The organism is Phenylobacterium kunshanense (assembly GCF_003254525.1).
GTDB lineage: Bacteria > Pseudomonadota > Alphaproteobacteria > Caulobacterales > Caulobacteraceae > Phenylobacterium > Phenylobacterium kunshanense.
The window spans coordinates 82,553-99,427 of sequence record NZ_QFYS01000005.1 but is presented as its reverse complement, the minus strand read 5'-3'; the positions used below and the strand labels follow the sequence as shown (position 1 = coordinate 99,427).

At 70.5% G+C, this 16,875-nt stretch carries 14 protein-coding genes; 4 read left to right on the top strand and 10 right to left on the bottom strand.

Annotated elements, in window-relative coordinates:
• Positions 1 to 283 precede the first annotated feature (283 nt).
• The 7 genes from DJ019_RS12325 to DJ019_RS12295 form a co-directional block, all read right to left on the bottom strand.
• Entirely contained in the window at positions 284 to 2,647 is a 2,364-nt protein-coding gene (locus DJ019_RS12325) for a TonB-dependent receptor (RefSeq protein WP_133255298.1), read from the bottom strand.
• A gap of 32 nt (positions 2,648 to 2,679) precedes the next feature.
• Positions 2,680 to 3,624 carry a FecR family protein gene (locus DJ019_RS12320; RefSeq protein ID WP_165843994.1) on the bottom strand — a complete coding sequence of 315 codons (945 nt, stop codon included), beginning with the start codon at positions 3,622 to 3,624 and terminating at the stop codon, positions 2,680 to 2,682.
• 130 nt (positions 3,625 to 3,754) lie between these two features.
• Positions 3,755 to 4,252: an RNA polymerase sigma factor gene (locus DJ019_RS12315; RefSeq protein ID WP_111276341.1), complete on the bottom strand. Its 498-nt coding sequence runs from the start codon at positions 4,250 to 4,252 to the stop codon at positions 3,755 to 3,757.
• A gap of 146 nt (positions 4,253 to 4,398) precedes the next feature.
• A complete protein-coding gene (locus DJ019_RS12310; RefSeq protein WP_111276340.1) occupies positions 4,399 to 5,199 on the bottom strand; it encodes an NTP transferase domain-containing protein in 801 nt (266 codons plus the stop codon).
• Positions 5,186 to 6,205 carry a D-alanine--D-alanine ligase family protein gene (locus DJ019_RS12305; RefSeq protein WP_111276339.1) on the bottom strand — a complete coding sequence of 340 codons (1,020 nt, stop codon included), beginning with the start codon at positions 6,203 to 6,205 and terminating at the stop codon, positions 5,186 to 5,188. The genes DJ019_RS12310 and DJ019_RS12305 overlap by 14 nt, the downstream gene beginning before the upstream one ends.
• Before the next feature lie 104 nt (positions 6,206 to 6,309).
• Complete coding sequence (locus DJ019_RS12300; RefSeq protein WP_111276338.1) at positions 6,310 to 7,419, bottom strand: S-(hydroxymethyl)glutathione dehydrogenase/class III alcohol dehydrogenase; 1,110 nt, start codon at positions 7,417 to 7,419, stop codon at positions 6,310 to 6,312.
• Between the two features lie 52 nt (positions 7,420 to 7,471).
• The gene (locus DJ019_RS12295; protein WP_111276337.1) at positions 7,472 to 8,728 is read right to left on the bottom strand and encodes a cytochrome P450; all 1,257 of its coding nucleotides are present in this window, start codon (positions 8,726 to 8,728) and stop codon (positions 7,472 to 7,474) included.
• A 55-nt stretch (positions 8,729 to 8,783) separates the two neighbouring features.
• Between DJ019_RS12295 and DJ019_RS12290 the strand changes: the two genes are divergently transcribed.
• A complete protein-coding gene (locus tag DJ019_RS12290) occupies positions 8,784 to 9,434 on the top strand; it encodes an NUDIX hydrolase (RefSeq protein ID WP_111276336.1) in 651 nt (216 codons plus the stop codon).
• On the opposite strand, the gene DJ019_RS12285 is transcribed toward DJ019_RS12290, so the two are convergent.
• Positions 9,435 to 10,676 (bottom strand): LLM class flavin-dependent oxidoreductase, encoded by a 1,242-nt coding sequence (locus DJ019_RS12285; protein WP_111276335.1) that lies wholly within the window; start codon positions 10,674 to 10,676, stop codon positions 9,435 to 9,437. It abuts the gene before it with no gap.
• Positions 10,677 to 10,798: 122 nt separating this feature from the next.
• Between DJ019_RS12285 and DJ019_RS12280 the strand changes: the two genes are divergently transcribed.
• The 3 genes from DJ019_RS12280 (at position 10,799) to aptA (ending at position 14,744) form a co-directional block, all read left to right on the top strand.
• The gene (locus DJ019_RS12280) at positions 10,799 to 12,034 is read left to right on the top strand and encodes a pyridoxal-dependent decarboxylase (RefSeq protein WP_111276334.1); all 1,236 of its coding nucleotides are present in this window, start codon (positions 10,799 to 10,801) and stop codon (positions 12,032 to 12,034) included.
• A 57-nt stretch (positions 12,035 to 12,091) separates the two neighbouring features.
• Positions 12,092 to 13,345, top strand: coding sequence for an MFS transporter (locus DJ019_RS12275; RefSeq protein WP_111276333.1), 1,254 nt, complete (start codon positions 12,092 to 12,094; stop codon positions 13,343 to 13,345).
• A gap of 70 nt (positions 13,346 to 13,415) precedes the next feature.
• Positions 13,416 to 14,744, top strand: a complete 1,329-nt coding sequence (gene aptA, locus DJ019_RS12270; RefSeq protein ID WP_111276332.1) for an omega-aminotransferase AptA — start codon at positions 13,416 to 13,418, stop codon at positions 14,742 to 14,744.
• On the opposite strand, the gene DJ019_RS12265 is transcribed toward aptA, so the two are convergent.
• Together DJ019_RS12265 and DJ019_RS12260 are read right to left on the bottom strand one after the other, a co-directional pair.
• Positions 14,728 to 15,504, bottom strand: a complete 777-nt coding sequence (locus DJ019_RS12265; RefSeq protein WP_111276331.1) for an aminotransferase class IV — start codon at positions 15,502 to 15,504, stop codon at positions 14,728 to 14,730. The genes aptA and DJ019_RS12265 overlap by 17 nt on opposite strands.
• A 1-nt stretch (position 15,505) precedes the next feature.
• A complete protein-coding gene (locus DJ019_RS12260) occupies positions 15,506 to 16,864 on the bottom strand; it encodes an anthranilate synthase component I family protein (protein ID WP_240606465.1) in 1,359 nt (452 codons plus the stop codon).
• Positions 16,865 to 16,875: the final 11 nt, after the last annotated feature.

The following is a 16,875-nucleotide window of genomic DNA, read 5'->3' as shown; positions in this document are numbered from 1 at the left end:
CCCGAGCCGACCGCGCTCAACAAATACAGATTAACACCAATAACCGTTTCGACCAAATGGCACGCTGTCGCAGCGCGCAGGGAGGCGCGGCCCTGGACGCTCTCCTCGTCAGGGCCGCGCTCGGCCAGCCGTGGCGCGAAGTAGGCTCGGGACGCGCGCCACGTCCGACGGTTGCGCCAAGTCGTCGGCGCATCTCAGAACCCCGGCCCGGTCAAAAGCCGAAGATCGCGGTGGAGACGGCGCCCGGACGCGCGCCCCCTAGGTCGGCCCAAACAAAAAAGTTCTAGAGGCCGGCGAAGAGGGTCACCCCGACCGTGATCGGCCGCTGGGGCGTGATCTGCCGCGCCTGCAGGGGATTGAATGGATTGCCGAAGGCGAAGGTGTCGTTCGAGGAGTCCAGCGGATTGGTCACATAGACCTGCAGTCCGCGCCCCCTGGAGCTAAGCTCGGCCAGCAGCTTGGCGCTGGCGTAGCCCTCGCTCTTCGGCGCCGACGCATCGAAGGTCACGCGCGCAGGCCCGATGTAGGTCGCCTGGCCGACGAGGCGGACCGTCCAGTCGCCGAGCGGACGCTCGTAGCTCAGCAGGGCCCCCGCGGAGATCGCCGGAGCGCCTGGCAGGCTGTCGACCAGCTGCGCGGTGAAGTCGGTGTTCGCATCCTGCGTCCGGGTCCGCGCCAGCCGGCCGTTGAGCTGAGCCGTGAAGCCATTGTCCGTCCGATACGCCACCTCCGCCTCGGCGCCGAGCACGTGGGCGTCGCCCACATTGGTCGTGTAGGCAATGCCGGAGGGCCGGAACTGGTCGGTCTGGAGGTCCTTCCAGACGTCGTAGAAGACGGCCGCGTTCACCGCCAGCCGCCCATCGAGCCGGCGCAGCTTCAGCCCGGCTTCGTGATTGCGGAGCCGATCGGGGCCGAAGGTCTCGCGCTGGACCGGCAGGGGCACGGCGCCGCCCGAATTCGTCCCCCCGCCCCGATAGCCCTCCGAGACCACCACATAGGCCAGATCCCCCGAAGCGAAGGCCTTCTGCAGCGAGATCTTGGGCGCGAAGCTGGTGAAACGGGCGGTCCTGTCCAGGCTGCGCGGCGCGAACCGCTCGGAAACGACCTCCGAACGGGTGCGCGCCCGGATGCTGAACAGGCGGCCGCCGACCGCGAACGTCCAGCTCGGCGCGAGCTCGTAGGAGATCTCGCCATAGGCCGCCACCTCGCGGATCGCGTCCCGCCGATCGTCGCCATAGACCGGCGCATTGGGCGCGAAGGGGAACTGGGCCAGGAACTCCGTCGGGGCGTGAACCGACATGTCCGCGCCATAGAGGCCGGCCAGCCACTCGAGTCGTCCGGCCCCGCGCGACGTGAGGATCAGGTCCTGCACGTACATCTTCGTCTCGGTCCGCTCCGAGTAGGCCGATGTCCGGGCGACGTCGGTGTAATTCCCCTGGGTGGCCGTCGCGTCATAGAGGCTGGTGTAGGCGTGGCGCACATAGCCCGACGAGGAGGTCAGCTCGGCCCCGCCCCACGAGTAGCGGACCGTGGCCGTCACCAGCTCGATGTCGTTGGCGTGCGGCTCTGGGATCAGGACGGCGCGCTTCCGCCCCAGTCCGGGGTTCGTGTAGTGGGTGTCCTCGGATCGCAGGCTCTGGCCCGCGGCCGTGAGGCTGACCATCCAGTCGTCCGTCGGCTGCACGAGAACGATGACGCGCGCGCCCTGGCGCTCGGTCCGGTCGACGTTGCTGCGGTTCTGCACGATGTCGTCGAGATAGCCGCCCTGTACTTCCTGGTAGCCGGAGATCCGGATCCCGGCGACATCCCGCCAGATCGGCACATTCACCCATCCCTCGACGGCGCCGCTGGGTCCTCCACCCTTCGTGGTGGCCGCCGTGCCGCGCACCTCGGCCCCCAGGCCGCCCAGGTCCGGCTTGCGGGTCACGATGCGGTAGACGCCGCTCATGGCGCCCGCGCCGTAGAGTGCGCCCTGGGGGCCGCGCGCGACCTCCACCCGCTCGGCGTCGACGACCCGCAGGTCTGGGTCCGGCGCGTTGTAGTTGAGGGGGATTTCGTCCAGATAGGTGGCCACCGTGGATCGGGCGCGACCGGTGTAGGCGCCGTCGGACAGGCCGCGAAGCAGCAGCTTGTTTCGGCCCGGCCCAAGATTGGTCGCGAGCACGCCCGCGAGCTGGCCGGCGGCTTCGCCCGCGTCCACGCCGCCCGTGGCCCTAAGCTGAGCGCCCGGGACCGCCGTCACCGCCACGGCGAGCTGGCGCGGATCGCGCACCCGCCGCGTCGCCGTCACGAGCAGTTCCGACACGGTCACGGGAGAGGTGGCCCGCGCCGGCTCCGCGCGCGGCAGAGGCCTGATTTCCACGGCCCCCGGCGCAATCAGCTTCCACGTGCAAGGCGCATCGGTCAGCAGCCGGTCGAGCGCGGCCTCGAGCGACATCGAACCGGCGAGGCGGGTCCGCGAAGCGCCGCCGCAGACGCCCGCGCCGATCAGGGTGACGTTGGCCTGTTGGGCGACGTCGAGCAGGGCCTCGGTATAGCTCTGGACGGGAACGTCGAACTGGATGCGCGCGGGCGCGGCGACGGCGGAACTACCGCCGCCCCACACCACCACGAGGCCCGTGATGGCGGCCACAAGATCCCGACGCACGAGGATGGTCAGCTCCGCGGATTCCTTCGGCCTCACTTCCGAAGAAGAAGCAGCCCCCGCTCCGAAGGTACCGATCTTATAGGCAGCATCAAGCTGAGACGCTGAACAACCGCGTCCTGGTCATCCACGACGATCACGCCGGTGATCGGCATGCGGCCGAGCTCGGGATCGGCGATCTCGATCTGGTCCACGAATTGGCGGTTGAGGTCCGCCACGACGTTCTCGAGCGGCTCGCCGCGATAGACAAGCCGACCAACGCGCCAGCCGAAGGTCTCCTGCGGATCGACGGACTGGAGCTGGGCCCGGCCCGTCTGGGCGATCGCAAGCCGCTGGCCGGGACGCAGCACGAAGGCCCGGTCCGTGGCGGCGGCGTCGGCGGGTTCCACCTGCACCTTGCCGCGCGCGACCGTCACCGTCAGCTCGCCCTGCCGATTGCGCACGTCGAACTGGGTGCCCAGCACGCGGACGACCCGTTGCGACGCGGCGACGGTGAACGGCCGCTTCGCGTCGTGGGCGACATCGAAGATGGCCTCGCCGTCCTCCAGCACAACCCGACGGGCGGACCGCTCGTACGAGACGGTGAGCCGCGTCTCGGCGTTCAGATCCACAACGGACCCATCGGCCAGAGTGATCCGCTCGTGCTCCCCCTTGCCAGTGGCGTAGGTCTGGGCCGCGGACGATGTCAGCATGGGCGGAAGGAGCGCCAGAGCCAGGGCCGCGGCGGCCGCGAAGCCACCGGCGCTCACCAACCACCGCCTCGACGGAGCGGGACGACGCGCCCCGCGCCGCTCCTGCGCCGCAAGCTCTTCCAGCACGTCGTCCGCGCAGGTGTCGAACGCCTGCCAGGCGGCAAGCGCGTCGCGATAGGCCGCGCGATGGGTCGGATCGGCCTCCAGCCAAGCCTCGAACTCAAGACCGTCGGCCTCGGTGAGGTCGTCGCGTTGCAGGCGCGCGAGCCAGGCGCTGGCTTGCGCCATCGTCCCTTCCTCATCCGCCACAATGCTCAACATCGGCCCACCTGCCTGACCCGCGCAGGACGCGCGAAGCTGGGGTTGAGACGGCGCCGCTTCCCTCCACCCCTAGGTTGGCCAGCAAAAACTCGAAGCTTCATGTCCGGAGCCTCTGCGCGAGGTGGCGGATTGCGGCCTGGATGTGCTGCTCGATCATCTTGACCGACACGCCCATGGCCTGGGCAGTCTCCGCCTGGCTGCGCCCCTCCAGCTTGTGCAGGCGGAAGGCGCGCTGCATCTGCGGCGGCAGGTCCGCGACCGCCGCGGCGAGCTGGCGGATCCGCTCGCGCGCGATCACCGCCTCCTCGGCCGCCGCCCCGCTGACGGGCTCGTGCGTGCCGTCGCCGCCGACCGCCTCCCGCCGCCAGGCCGCATCCCGCCGGGCGCCGCGCTGGGCGCTGCGGACGTGATCCACCAGGAGGTTCGATGCCATCCGATAGAGAAGGGCGGCCGGCGCACGAACGTCCGCGTCCCGATCCAGCGCCGAGATCTTCAGATAGAGGTCCTGAACGAGGTCTTCCGCCGTGGCCATGTCGCGGGTGCGGGCCGCCAGGAACAGCAGCAGGTTCTCGCGCTTCTCGAAGAAGGCGCGCATCAGCGCGTTACCTTCTTCCGGCCTCAAGGACGGCCCCGACGGCGCCAACGCTTCCCCCAGACTCCCCGCGCGTTCCGCCGCACGTTTGGCCACAGAATAGGAAATGCCGCGCGGCTTGTCGCGCCCGGATCGACCGGCTGCCTCCTTCAGGCGGCCTTCAGTCGTCGAGCGGCCAGCAGCGCCTCGGCGCAGGCGTAGGTGCGCGGATTGTCCACATCGATGGCGTGGGCGCCGTCGGCCAGGATCACCGGTTCGACCCGCAGCCGGAAGCGGCGTGAGACCCGGGCAAGCGCGCCACGCAGCGTGAGCCGGCCCGCCAGCAACAGCAGCAGGTTGATGGGCCCCAGCGCCATGATCATCCGCAGCGGTTTCTTGGCGAACTGTCCGCCGCTGCGGAAGCCTTCGGCCGCAGCCGCCGCGCGCGGGCCGGCCAGGGCGTAGAGGTTGCAGTTGGAGTAGCTATTGTCGGCAAACCGGTAGAAGCGCCGCTGCCCCTCCGGGTGCGCGGCCAGCACGGCGCGTTCCGTCGCCATGGCGACCGCCGCATCGGCGCCGCCGGTGACGGCCGCCAGCACGTCTCGCACCGCGCCGGGAGTCAGCAGCACATTGTCCGATGTGGTGATCACCATCGGGCCCTCGACCCCGCCCGCCGCCGCATGGACGCTGTCGGCCAGATTGTCCGCCGCCTCGACGAAGGCGAGCGGGCAGCGCAGGTCGTCAAGCAGCGCGCGGACCGCGGGAGCCGTCCGCGGCTCGATCACGATCTTGAGCTGGGTCAGTCCCGAGGTCGCCGCCAGGGCCTCCGCCACATGGCGGATCAGCGGCGCGCCGCAGATTGAGACGAGGCTCTTGTTCGGTACGCCCGCCTCGGCGGCCAGAACGTCGACCGCGCCTGGGCGCTGGCCCGCGAGAATGATGGCGGTGAAGCCGGCGTCAGGCCGCGACATCGATGCGTCGCCCCACGAAGCCCTGCCGGGTCAGGCTCTCGGCCAGGATGGTTTCGATCAGCTCGCCATGGGTCCAGCCCATAAGGCCGGCCCCGAGGCTGATCGACTTATGGGACCAGAGGTTGCAGTTGAGGTTGACCTCCAGGAACCACAGCCGACCGGTCTTCGTGTCCATCCGGAACTCGAAGCGGCCATAGTCGAACGGAAAGAACTCCCCCATCAGCCGCCGCGACAGCACGCCGACGTCCGCGACCAGGCCGGCGTCGTCGATCGGATACATGCGGTAGCTCTCGGCGGCGAGGCTGCGTTTTTCCTCGTAGGTCCGGAGCTGGTCGGGCTGGTCCTGCTCGACGATCTGGGGGGGCAGGATGAAGGGCTCGCCGCCCACGGTGATGACCGGAACCTCGATGTCGTGCCCCTCGATGAAGGGCTCGACGATCGCGTCGTGGCCCTCTTCATGAAGCCGAAGGACGGCGGCGCGAACTCCAGCCCAGTCCGAGGCTTCGCCGACGCCCCAGCTCGCGGACGAGGCGTTGGGCTTCACGACGTACCGCGCGGCCGGCGGGCATTGGGCGGCGTCCAGCGCCGCGCCGCGCCGGTAGATCGCCCAAGGCGCCGTCGCCACGCCCCGCGCCACGGCGGCGCGCTTCGAGAGGTGCTTGTCGTCGGACAGACCCCGAACGATCGGGCTGGCGCCCAGGTACGGAACGCCCAGCCGGTTGCAGAGCAGCGGCAGCAGCATCTCGGAGTTCAGGAAGCCGCCACGGTTCAGCAGCGGGAACACGAAGTCGATCTGCGGCGGATCGAACAGCACCCTGTAGTCGTCGGCGACCAGCAGGTTGACGCCCGTGGCTTCCAGCGTCTGACGCATCTCGCGGTGATAGAGCGCGTGGTTGCCGTCCTCCGGGTGGAGGCCGCCGCACCACCGGGCGTGCTTGGCGATGAACAGTACGCGCAGCTCGCGCTGGGCCGCCGTCAGCTTCAGCGGCCTGACCTGCCGGTCCATGTCGTCCTCCCGCGTCGCGGGCCCCCGCCCCTCGATCAGGGCCGGAAGCTACGCGGGCCGGATGACAGTGTGCCGACCCTTCGGTGGCAGCTTCGTGAGGCCCCTCAATAGACGACGACGCTGCGGATGCTCTCGCCCGCATGCATCAGGTCGAAGGCTTCGTTGATGCGCTCCAGCGGCAGCCGGTGGGTGATCATCGGGTCGATCTGGATCTTCCCGTCCATGTACCAGTCGACGATCTTCGGCGTGTCGGTGCGCCCGCGGGCGCCGCCGAAGGCCGTGCCCTTCCACACCCGGCCGGTGACCAGCTGGAAGGGCCGCGTGGCGATCTCCCTGCCCGCCTCGGCCACGCCGATGATGATGCTCTCGCCCCAGCCGCGATGGCAGGCCTCGAGCGCCTGGCGCATGACCGTGGTGTTGCCGGTGGCGTCGAAGGTGTAGTCCGCGCCGCCGTCCGTCAGAGCCACTAGGTGGGCGACGAGGTCGCCGTCGATGGTCTTCGGGTTGACGAAGTGCGTCATGCCGAACTTGCGGCCCCATGCCTCGCGGTCGGGGTTGATGTCGACGCCGACGATCATACCGGCGCCGACCAGCTTCAGGCCCTGGATCACGTTGAGGCCGATGCCGCCGAGGCCGAAGACCACGCAGTTGGCGCCCGGCTCGACCTGGGCCGTGTTGACCACTGCGCCGACCCCCGTCGTGACGCCGCAGCCGACGTAGCAGGCGGTGTCGAACGGCGCGTCCTTGCGGATCTTCGCCACCGCGATCTCGGGCAGGACCGTGTAGTTCGAGAAGGTGGAGCAGCCCATGTAGTGGAAGATCTGCTGGCCCTTGTATGAGAACCGGCTGGTCCCGTCGGGCATCAGGCCCTTGCCCTGGGTGCCACGGATGGCCGTGCAGAGGTTGGTCTTGCGGGAAAGGCAGCTTTTGCACTGCCGGCATTCGGGCGTGTAGAGCGGGATCACGTGGTCGCCAACCGCCACCGAGGTCACGCCCGGCCCCACCTCGACCACCACGCCCGCGCCCTCGTGGCCCAGGATCGAGGGGAAGATGCCCTCCGAGTCGAGACCATCCAGGGTGTAGGCGTCGGTGTGGCAGACGCCGGTGGCCTTGATCTCCACCAGCACCTCGCCGGCGCGCGGGCCCTCCAGGTCGACCTCGACGATCTCCAGGGGCTTCTTCGCCTCGAAGGCGACGGCGGCGCGGGTCTTCATGGGAGCCTCTCGAATCTGCGGGTCGCAGAATGTCGAAAGGCGCCTCGCCCGGCTAGTTCAGGATGCGGACCGGCAGCTCCTCGTAGCCCTTCACGAAGCTGGACCGCACCCGCTTCGGCTCGCCGACCACCTCGATATGGCGGAACCGCTTCAGGATCTCTTCCCAGACGATCTTGAGCTGTAGCTCGGCGAGGCGGTTGCCGACGCACCGGTGGATGCCGAAGCCGAACGACAGGTGCTGGCGCGGACGTTCGCGGTCGATCAGGAAGGCGTCGGGGTTCTCGATCACCGTCTCGTCGCGATTGCCCGAGACGTACCACATGACGACCTTGTCGCCCTTCCTGATCTGCTGGCCGGCCAGCTCGACGTCCTCCAGCGCCGTGCGCCGCATATGCGCCAGCGGCGTCTGCCAGCGGATGATCTCGGGCACCATGTTGGGGATCAGGTCGGGATTGGCGCGCAGCTTTTCGTATTCGGCGGGGTTCTGGTTCAGCGCCAGGAGGCCCCCACTGATGGAGTTGCGGGTGGTGTCGTTGCCGCCGACGATCAGCAGGATGATGTTGCCCAGGTACTCGTCCGGGGTCATGTCCCGCGTGGCTTCGCCGTGGGCCAGCATCGAGACGAGGTCGCCCTTCGGCGGAGCGTTGACCCTCTCGTTCCACAGGCGAGTGAAGTAGGCCAGGCACTCCATCAGCTCGGCTTGGCGGGCCTCCTCGGTCTCGACCAGGGCGCCCGGCATCGGGATGGTCGTCGCCACGTCCGACCAGCGGGTGAGCTTGCGCCGGTCCTCGAACGGAAAGTCGAACAGGGTCGCCAGCATCTGCGTGGTCAGTTCGATCGAGACCCGGTCGACCCAGTTGAAGGTCTCGCCCACCGGCAGTTCGTCGAGGATGCGGCCGGCCCGCTCGCGGATGATCGGCTCCATGATCGCCAGGTTCGCCGGCGCGACGATCGGGCTCACCGTCTTGCGCTGCACGTCGTGCCGCGGCGGGTCCATGGCGATGAAGCTGGGCCGGCGCAGGTCGGGTCGCGCGTCGCGGATGGTGATGCCGCCCAGGGCCGCGTCCGATGAGAAGACGGCGTGGTTCGTGTCCACAGCCATGATGTCGTTGTAGCGGGTCACCGACCAGTAGGGGCCGAACTCGCTGTCGCGGCACCAGTGGACCGGCGCCTCTTTCCGCAGGCGCTCGAACCAGGGCCAGTGCGCGTCGTTGCGGAAGAGCTCCGGGTCGCCGGGATGGAAATCCTCCAGCGGCGTGGAATAGGCGCGAGCGCGGGCTTCGTCCTTCAGCGCATTGCCGTCGGCCATCGTGGTCCTCCCGTTTTGGACGTCGCCTGCGTGGGCTCGGTCTCGTGGTCGGATCATGCGCCCGTGGCCCAAATTCGCCAAGCACGGCTATGGTGTGGGGGTGCAACACCTCCGCGCCCGCATCGAGACCCACCTCGCCAGCTTCGAACGGGTCAGCCTGGACCCGACCGGGCGGCGGCAGGCGGCCGTGGCGATCGTCGTGTCGCCTACCGCCCAGGGTCCGGCCTGGATACTCACCCGTCGCGCCCTGCACATGCGCCGGGGCGCTGGCAACTACGCCCTGCCGGGCGGCAACATCGATCCCGGTGAGGATCCGATCGACGCCGCGCGGCGCGAGACCTACGAGGAACTCGGCGTGGAGCTGGCGCGCGAGGGCGCCCTCGGCCTGCTGGACGACTTCCTTACCCTCGGCGGCCACGTGGTGACGCCGGTGGTTTTCTGGACGCCCGAACCCGTGACGCTGGCCCCGAACCCTGAGGAGGTTCACGCCGCCTGGCTGGTGCCCCTGGCCGACCTCGACCACCCGCGCGCGCCGCGCCGCAGCCGGCATCCCGACGGCGGGCCGCCGATCCTCCGGATGTTTGCGCGCGGGAGCTGGTTGAACCCGCCAACTGCCGCCTGGCTCTACCAGTTCCGCGAGGTCTGCCTGCACGGCCGTCCGTGCCGGACCGACGCCATCGGCCAGCCGGGCTGGACGGCGCGCTGACTACCGCACCGCCTCGTTGATCTGGGCCTTGGCGCGGGACGCCGGCACGACGGGGATCTCGTGGTCCTCGAGCGGCTTCATCCAGCGCTTCCGCTTCATCGCGGCGTCGATGTACGGCGCGAGCTCGGCCTGCTTCCGGGCCTCGCGGGCGGCAGCCTCGGCCTTGAACGCCGGCATGACCTCGGCGGCGAACAGCTCCAGCGACTCGCAGATGTGCTCATGCCGGTTGCGGCCGGCCTGCTGCATGAAGATCACCTGGTCGACGCCGGCCGCCTGGAAGCCCTTGATATGCTCGCGGATATCCTCGGGCGTACCGATGCCGTTGGCGTTGACCGCGGCGGCCTTGCGCGCGGCGATGATCTCGTCGTCGCTGGCGGCGCGGCTCTTCTGGAAGTCGGCGAACAGCGTCGAGCGGCCAGGCAGCACGTCGTGGGCCACGAGCGCATTCACCGCATAGGAGAAGAACTCGAACCCCTCCTGTCCGCGCCGGATCGCCTCCGCCCGGTCGGGATGGACCGAGAAGTTCGACACCATGGCAAGGTTGGCGTTCACGCTGTGGCCGATGGGGACGCAGGCGTCCGACTTGATGATGCCGTAGTAGATCTCGGCCCAGGTCTTGGCCTCCTCGGGATCGAGGAACGAGAACGCCAGGGCGCCCACGCCGATCGAGGCGGCGACCTTGATGGTGTCGCGGTTGGTGCAGGCCATCCACATGGGCGGGTGCGGCTTCTGCATCGGCTTGGGCACGATGTTGCGGCAGGGGAACGAGAAGCCCTGCCCTTCGAACCCCGGATAGGGGTTCATCACCAGCATGTTGGCGATCTGCTCGGCGGCCTCCAGCGCCAGGGCCCGCTTGTCCTTCGCCGGGATGCCGAAGCCGCCCAACTCCAGCCGGGTCGCGCCCTCGCCGATGCCGAAGTCGAGGCGGCCGTTGGAGATGATGTCGAGGGTCGCCAGCCCTTCCGCCGTGCGGGCCGGGTGGTTGTAGTTCGGGATCACCTGCCGGATGCCATGGCCCAGCCGGATGGTCTTGGTCAGGGCCGCGCAGGCCGCCAGGAACACCTCGGGCGCCGAGGAGTGCGAATACTCCTCCAGGAAATGGTGCTCCACCTCCCAGGCGTAGTCGTAGCCCAGGCGATCGGCGAGCTGGACCTGCTCCAGCGCCTCGTGGAACAGCCGCGCCTCGTCGCCTTCGTTCCAGGGGCGCGGAAGCTGATGCTCGTAGAAGATGCCGAAGCGCATGGTGGTCCCTCCCGCCGGGCGTCTGTCGCGCCCTGGCCTCTTGAACTCTCCGGCCACGCGACGGCCGTTGGCAAGCGCTAAGAGGCTTGGCGACGGTCCCGGCAGGGGTCCAGGATGGCGCCATGAGACACCCGCTTCCCGACGCCGGCACGCCCTGGGCCGACCTCAAGGCCCGGATGGCCGACTATGCGACCGGCGACGTTCGCTGGCGCGACGGCAAGACCGCCGTCTACGTCTTCAACGCCGGCCCTGAGGTGGAACAGGTCCAGAAGGAGGCCTACGCGCTCTTCATGTCCGAGAACGGGCTGGGCCCCGCCGCCTTCCCCAGCCTGAAGCGCATGGAGGAGGAGGTCGTCGGCTTCGGTCTCTCCCTGCTCCACGGGCCGGAAGACGCAGCAGGCGTCATCACCTCCGGCGGCACGGACTCGATCACCATGGCGGTGAAGGCGGCGCGCGACTATGCCCGCAAGGTGCGCGGCGTGACCGGCCCGCTCAATATCGTGCTGCCCCGGTCGGCCCATCCGGCCTTCGACAAAGCCTGCGCGGTGATGGAGATCGAGGTGCGGCGCACGCCGCTCGTGGACTACCTGGCCGATCCCGCAGCCATGGCGGCCGCCACCGACGCGGCCACGGTGATGATCGTGGGTTCGGCGCCCAATTTCCCCTACGGCCTGATCGACCCGATCGGGGCGCTATCGGAGCTGGCCGTGGCGCGGGACCTGTGGCTGCACGTGGACGCCTGCGTCGGCGGCTACATCGCGCCCTTCGTGCGGATGAACGGCGGCGACGTCCCGCCATTCGACTTCGAGCTGCCGGGCGTGCGCTCGATGTCCGCCGACCTGCACAAGTACGGCTACTGCGCCAAGGGCGCCTCCACGGTCTTCTTCCGATCGGCCGAGCTGATGAAGTTCATGACCTTCGACTTCCGCGACTGGCCGGGGGGACGGATGGTGACCCCGACCCTGGCCGGGACGCGACCCGGGGGCGCCATCTCGGCCGCCTGGGCGGTGATGAACTTCCTGGGCGTCGAGGGCTATCGGCGCAAGCATGGCGAAGTCACCTCCGCCCGGGAGAGGATCGAGGCCGGCGCGCGGCGCCTGGGCTTCACGATCCTCGGGCGGCCGCAGCTCGGCATCGTGGCGTTCACCCGGCCCGACGTCGACGGCCTGGCGCTGTGGGCGAAGATGCGCGAGCGGGGCTGGTTCACCAGCATCACCACCGAGCCGCACGCCCTGCATCTGATGCTGTCGCCTTTCCACGCCACCGTCGCCGACCAGTACCTGGCGGATCTCGAGTGGGCGGTGGAAAACCTGAAGGCCGGCGCCACAACGCAGAAGCTCGAGGCCCGTTACTCCTAGGAATCTCCCGCAGAACGTGGGTTGGTCGTTCGTGCGACTCGGGCGCGAGATCAGGCCATGGCGCACCCCTACGCGGATCTCCTGCGGGACCGGCACGTCCGCGTTCTGTGGGCGGGCCTGGCGCTCTCGGCCGTGGGTGGAGAACTCTACCGCGTCGGCGCGATCTGGCTGGCGACGGAGGCCGCAGGCGCCAACGCCGCCCTCTTGGTCACCGCCCAGTCGGCGGCGATCCTCGTGGTGAGCCTGTTTGGCGGACCGCTGGCCGAACGCTTTCCCCGTGGCCCGTTCCTGATCGCCACAGACCTCGCTTCGGCCGCGGCCTGCCTGGCCGTGGTCGTCAGCGCCCTGAGCGGCGGCCTCGATTTGCCCACCCTGGTCGTCGCCAGCGTGCTGTTGTCGGCCTTCGGCGGGTTGGCCCGGCCGGTGTTCCTGTCCAGCCTCCCGGCCCTGGTCGGTCCCGAGCGCATCCGCGCGGTGAACGGCCTGTTTGACGGCGTGGTCCGCGTGGCTCAGGCGGCCGGTCCCTTCCTCGCGGCAGCGGCGCTCGCGGCCATCCCGGCCGTCCACCTGCTCAGCGCCAATGCGGCGAGCTTCCTGGTCTCGGCCGCGGCGATCCTCACCCTGGGCCGCAGGCTTGAGCCAACCGCCGTCGCGCCGTCGGCCTCGCGCCCGGACCTGCTGCGCCGGCTGGCGCGCGGCGTCCACGCGGCGAACGCCTGCCCCGGTGTGTGGGCGGCGCTGCTGGCGACGGCGGTTCGGGGCGGCGCCTATGCGCTCGGCTTCACCGTCGCCGTGCCGCTCCTGTTCGCCCAGTCCGAAGGCGCAGGCGGGCTGGGCGCCGTCGCGCTGGTGTTCGGAGCGGCGGCCGCGGCCGAACTGCTGGCGGGACCTGTCCTGGTCCTCGGCGAGCCGCGCCGACCGCTCCGACGGCAGTTCGAAGGCTATGTCATGATCGGGCTGAGCCTGGCCCTCGTCGGCGCGGCGGCCGCCCTGCCCCATTCGTCGCGCCTGCCCGCCATGGTCGCGGCGGCGGCGCTGATGGGGGTCGCCAATGCCGTGGCCGGCCTGCAGATGATGACCTTCTTCGCGGCGCGACTGGCCAGCGACGACCATGCGGCGGTGCTTCGGCTGCGCCTCGTGCTCGTGATCAGCGCGATGATGGCCGCCAGCGCCATGGGGCCTCTGTTCCTGCGGGCCCTGGGGCCCGCGACGACGACGATCGGCTGCGGACTACTCGCCGCCGCGGGCGGCCTCGCCGGGGCCCTGAGCCGGCCATCCCGCACGCTCGGTCCGGGATTCAAGCCGTCCTGATCCGACGAGGCGGGGTGGCGGCCCGGCCCGGAAGCTGGTTTCGTAGCCGCAAGCCGCACCGGGGGACGCCATGGACGACGCCGCGCAGGACCTGACCAACCGGACCGACATGACGGCCTACTGGATGCCGTTCACCGCCAACCGCCAGTTCAAGGCGGCGCCGCGAATGCTCGTCTCCGCCAGCGGCATGTACTATCGCAGCGACGACGGGCGGGAGATCCTGGACGGAACCGCCGGCCTCTGGTGCGTCAACGCCGGCCACGGCCGGTCCGAGATCGCGGCGGCTGTGCAACACCAGCTCATGACCCTGGACTACGCCCCGTCGTTCCAGATGGGCCACCCCATCGCCTTCGACTTCGCCGCGCGCCTGGCCAGGATCGCCCCGCCCGGCCTGGACCGCATCTTCTATGTCAACTCGGGGTCAGAGGCGGTCGACACCGCGCTCAAGATGGCGATCGCCTACCACCGCGCCCGCGGCGAGGGGCAGCGCGTGCGCCTCGTCGGGCGCGAGCGCGCCTATCATGGCGTGGGCTTCGGCGGCATCTCGGTGGGCGGGCTGGTGAACAATCGGCGGAGCTACCCGCTGCTGACCTCGGACCACATCCGCCACACCCAGGATCCGCGCAACGCCTTCGCCCGGGGCCTGCCCCTGCACGGCGCCGAGCGGGCCGACGACCTGGAGCAACTCGTCGCCCTGCACGGCGCCGAGACCATCGCCGCGGTGATCGTGGAGCCGGTGGCCGGCGCGGGCGGCGTGCTGCCGCCGCCGCAGGGCTACCTGGAACGGCTGCGCGCCATCTGCGACAAGCACGGCATCCTGCTGATCTTCGATGAAGTGATCACCGGCTTCGGGCGCCTGGGAACGCCCTTCGCCGCGCAGTTCTTCGGCGTGACGCCCGACCTGATGACCACCGCCAAGGGGATCACCAACGCGACCGTCCCGATGGGCGCGGTGTTCGCCAGCCGCAAGGTCCACGACGCGGTGGTCGGGGGCGGCGCGGAGGGGGCGGTGGAGTTCTTCCACGGCTACACCTATTCGGGCCATCCCGCCGCCTGCGCGGCCGGCTTGGCGACCCTGGACATCTACGAGCGCGAGGGCCTGTTCGCCAACGCCGCCGCCATGGCGCCGCTGTGGGAAGAGGCGCTGCACGGCCTGAAGGACGCGCCGAACGTCGTGGATATCCGCAACGTCGGCCTGATGGCGGCCATCGAGCTCGCGCCGCGGCCCGGCGCGCCGGCCGCCCGCGGCTACCAGGCCCTGGTGAAGACGTTCGAGGCGGGCCTCACTGTCCGGGTGGCCGGCGACATCGTCTGCCTGTCGCCGCCGCTGATCATCAATGCCGAGCAGGTCGGCCGCGTGGCCGAGATCCTGCGCGGCGTCCTCACGTACCTGGACTGAGCACCTTTACGATCGCCTTGACGAGCGGCGAGGCCGGCAGGGGCGCGCCGTCGAGCGACGAGACCGACCGCAGGCCGACGAGACTGTTGGTGATGAACATCGGCGCGCCGGCGATCCTGCCTGGATTGGCGAACACCTCCTGCACCGGCACGCCCAGCCGGTGGCAGGCGGCGATCACCTCGCGACGCATGATCCCATCGAGGACCCCGCAGTCGAGATCGGGGGTGAACACCTCCTCGTGCCGGATCCAGAAGATATTGGCGGCGGCGGCACAGGCGACCTCGCCCGCCGTGTTCAGCATCAGCGCCTCCTCGGCGCCGGCGGCGCGCGCCTCGGCGCGGGCCAGGACATTGTCGAGGTAGGAGAGGCTCTTCACCCGCGACGCCGGCGAGCGGTCGTTGCGGCGCACCTTGGCGGTGGCCAGGGTCACCGGGCCGGGCGGCGGGCCCAGGGGCGACGCGCTGGCGGTCAGGACCGGCGCGAAGACGTCGGGAGGGTCGAGCCCCCGCGCGCCCGGCCCCGCGCTCCAGTTGATCCGCACCGCCCCCCGCTCGGCGCCGCCCAGCCGCGCGGCGGCGCCCTCCGCGGCGGCGAGGAGTTCGCCCCGGTCCGGCAGGGGCAGGCCGATCGTCCGGCACCCGCGTTCCAGCCGCTCGCGGTGGGCGTCCCAGTGCGCCGGTCCGGCCGGGGCCCACAGCACCGTCTCGAACAGGCCGTGTCCGAGGGTGAAGCCGCGGTCGTCGATCCGGATGTCCGTCATCTCAAGGCTCCCCGGTCAGGGCCTTGAGGATGGCGCCGATCTTGGCCGTGGTCTCGGCGACCTCCGCCGCTGGATCGCTGTCGGCGACGATCCCGCCGCCCGCCCGGGCTTCGAACGCCCAACCCGCCGCATTTTCGGTCAGGGCCACGGTCCGGATCAGCACGCTGGCTTCCAGCGCCCCGTCGACGCCAGCCCAGAAGAGGCTGCCGCAATAGGGCCCGCGCGGCGGCTCGTGCCGGGCGATGACGCTCATCGCCTGCAGCTTCGGCGCTCCCGTTACCGAGCCCGGCGGGAAGGCGGCGAGGAAGGCGTCCCAGCCCGTGCGGCCCGGCTGAAGGCGTCCCCTGACGCAGCTCACCAGGTGGTGGACGTTGGCGTAGCTCTTCAGCGCCCATAGTTCGGGGACCCGCACGGTGCCGGGGACGCAGACCCGCGCCAGGTCGTTACGCATCAGGTCCACGATCATCAGGTTCTCGGCCCGGTCCTTTTCGCTGGCCTGGAGTTCCGCGGCGAGGCGCGCATCCTCGGCGGGGTCGCCGCCGCGCGGCCGGGTGCCCTTGATGGGATGCGACTCCGCCCATAGTCCGTCGGCCCCGGTCCGGACCGACAGGAACCGTTCCGGGGAGTTGGACACCAGCGCCCAGCCCGGTAGGTTCAGGAAGGCCGCATAGCCCGCCGCACTCTGTCCGGCGAGCCGCCGGAAGAGGTCGAACGGACCGGCCTCGGGCGCCAGCGTTCCGCGCCACGGCCGGGCAAGGTTGGCCTGGAAGATCTCGCCGGCGGCGATCCGCCCGACCGTCTCGGCGACGGCGGCGGCGTGGCGCGCGTCGGAGGTGGCGAGGTTGACGTCGGCCGCCAGGACGCCCCGGCGTTCTTCCGCCCGAGGCGCGTCCAGCCATGTGAGCGCGAAATCGGCGTTGGCGGCGGCGGCGCGAGGGTCGCTCCCCCGGCCGATGGCCAGCCCGCGCCGTTGGCCCGCGTGGAAGGCCAGGATCGCGGGGTAGCGGAGCAGCACGAGGTCGGGCCACTGGCCGCGCGGCTGGGGCGCCGTGGGCTCGAGCCGCGCCGAGAGTTCATAGCCGGCCAGGCCCACGACCCCGCCCTGGAACGGCGGCCCGTCGGCCGAGATCTCGCCCACGCCGACCATCGTCGCCAGGTCGTCCGGGTCCTGCGCCACGCGGTCGGGGTGTCGCATCACGTAGGACCACCCCTCGGCGTCCGATAGCAGGACGCAGGCGTGGACTTCGTCCGCGAAGGCGGAGGCGACCTCCACGGGATCGGCCCAGGCGGTGGCGCGGACGGCGACGCAGGCGAGGTCGCCCGGGGGCAAGGTCGGTCGGGTGGCGGGACGGCTCCTCACGGGCGGCCTAT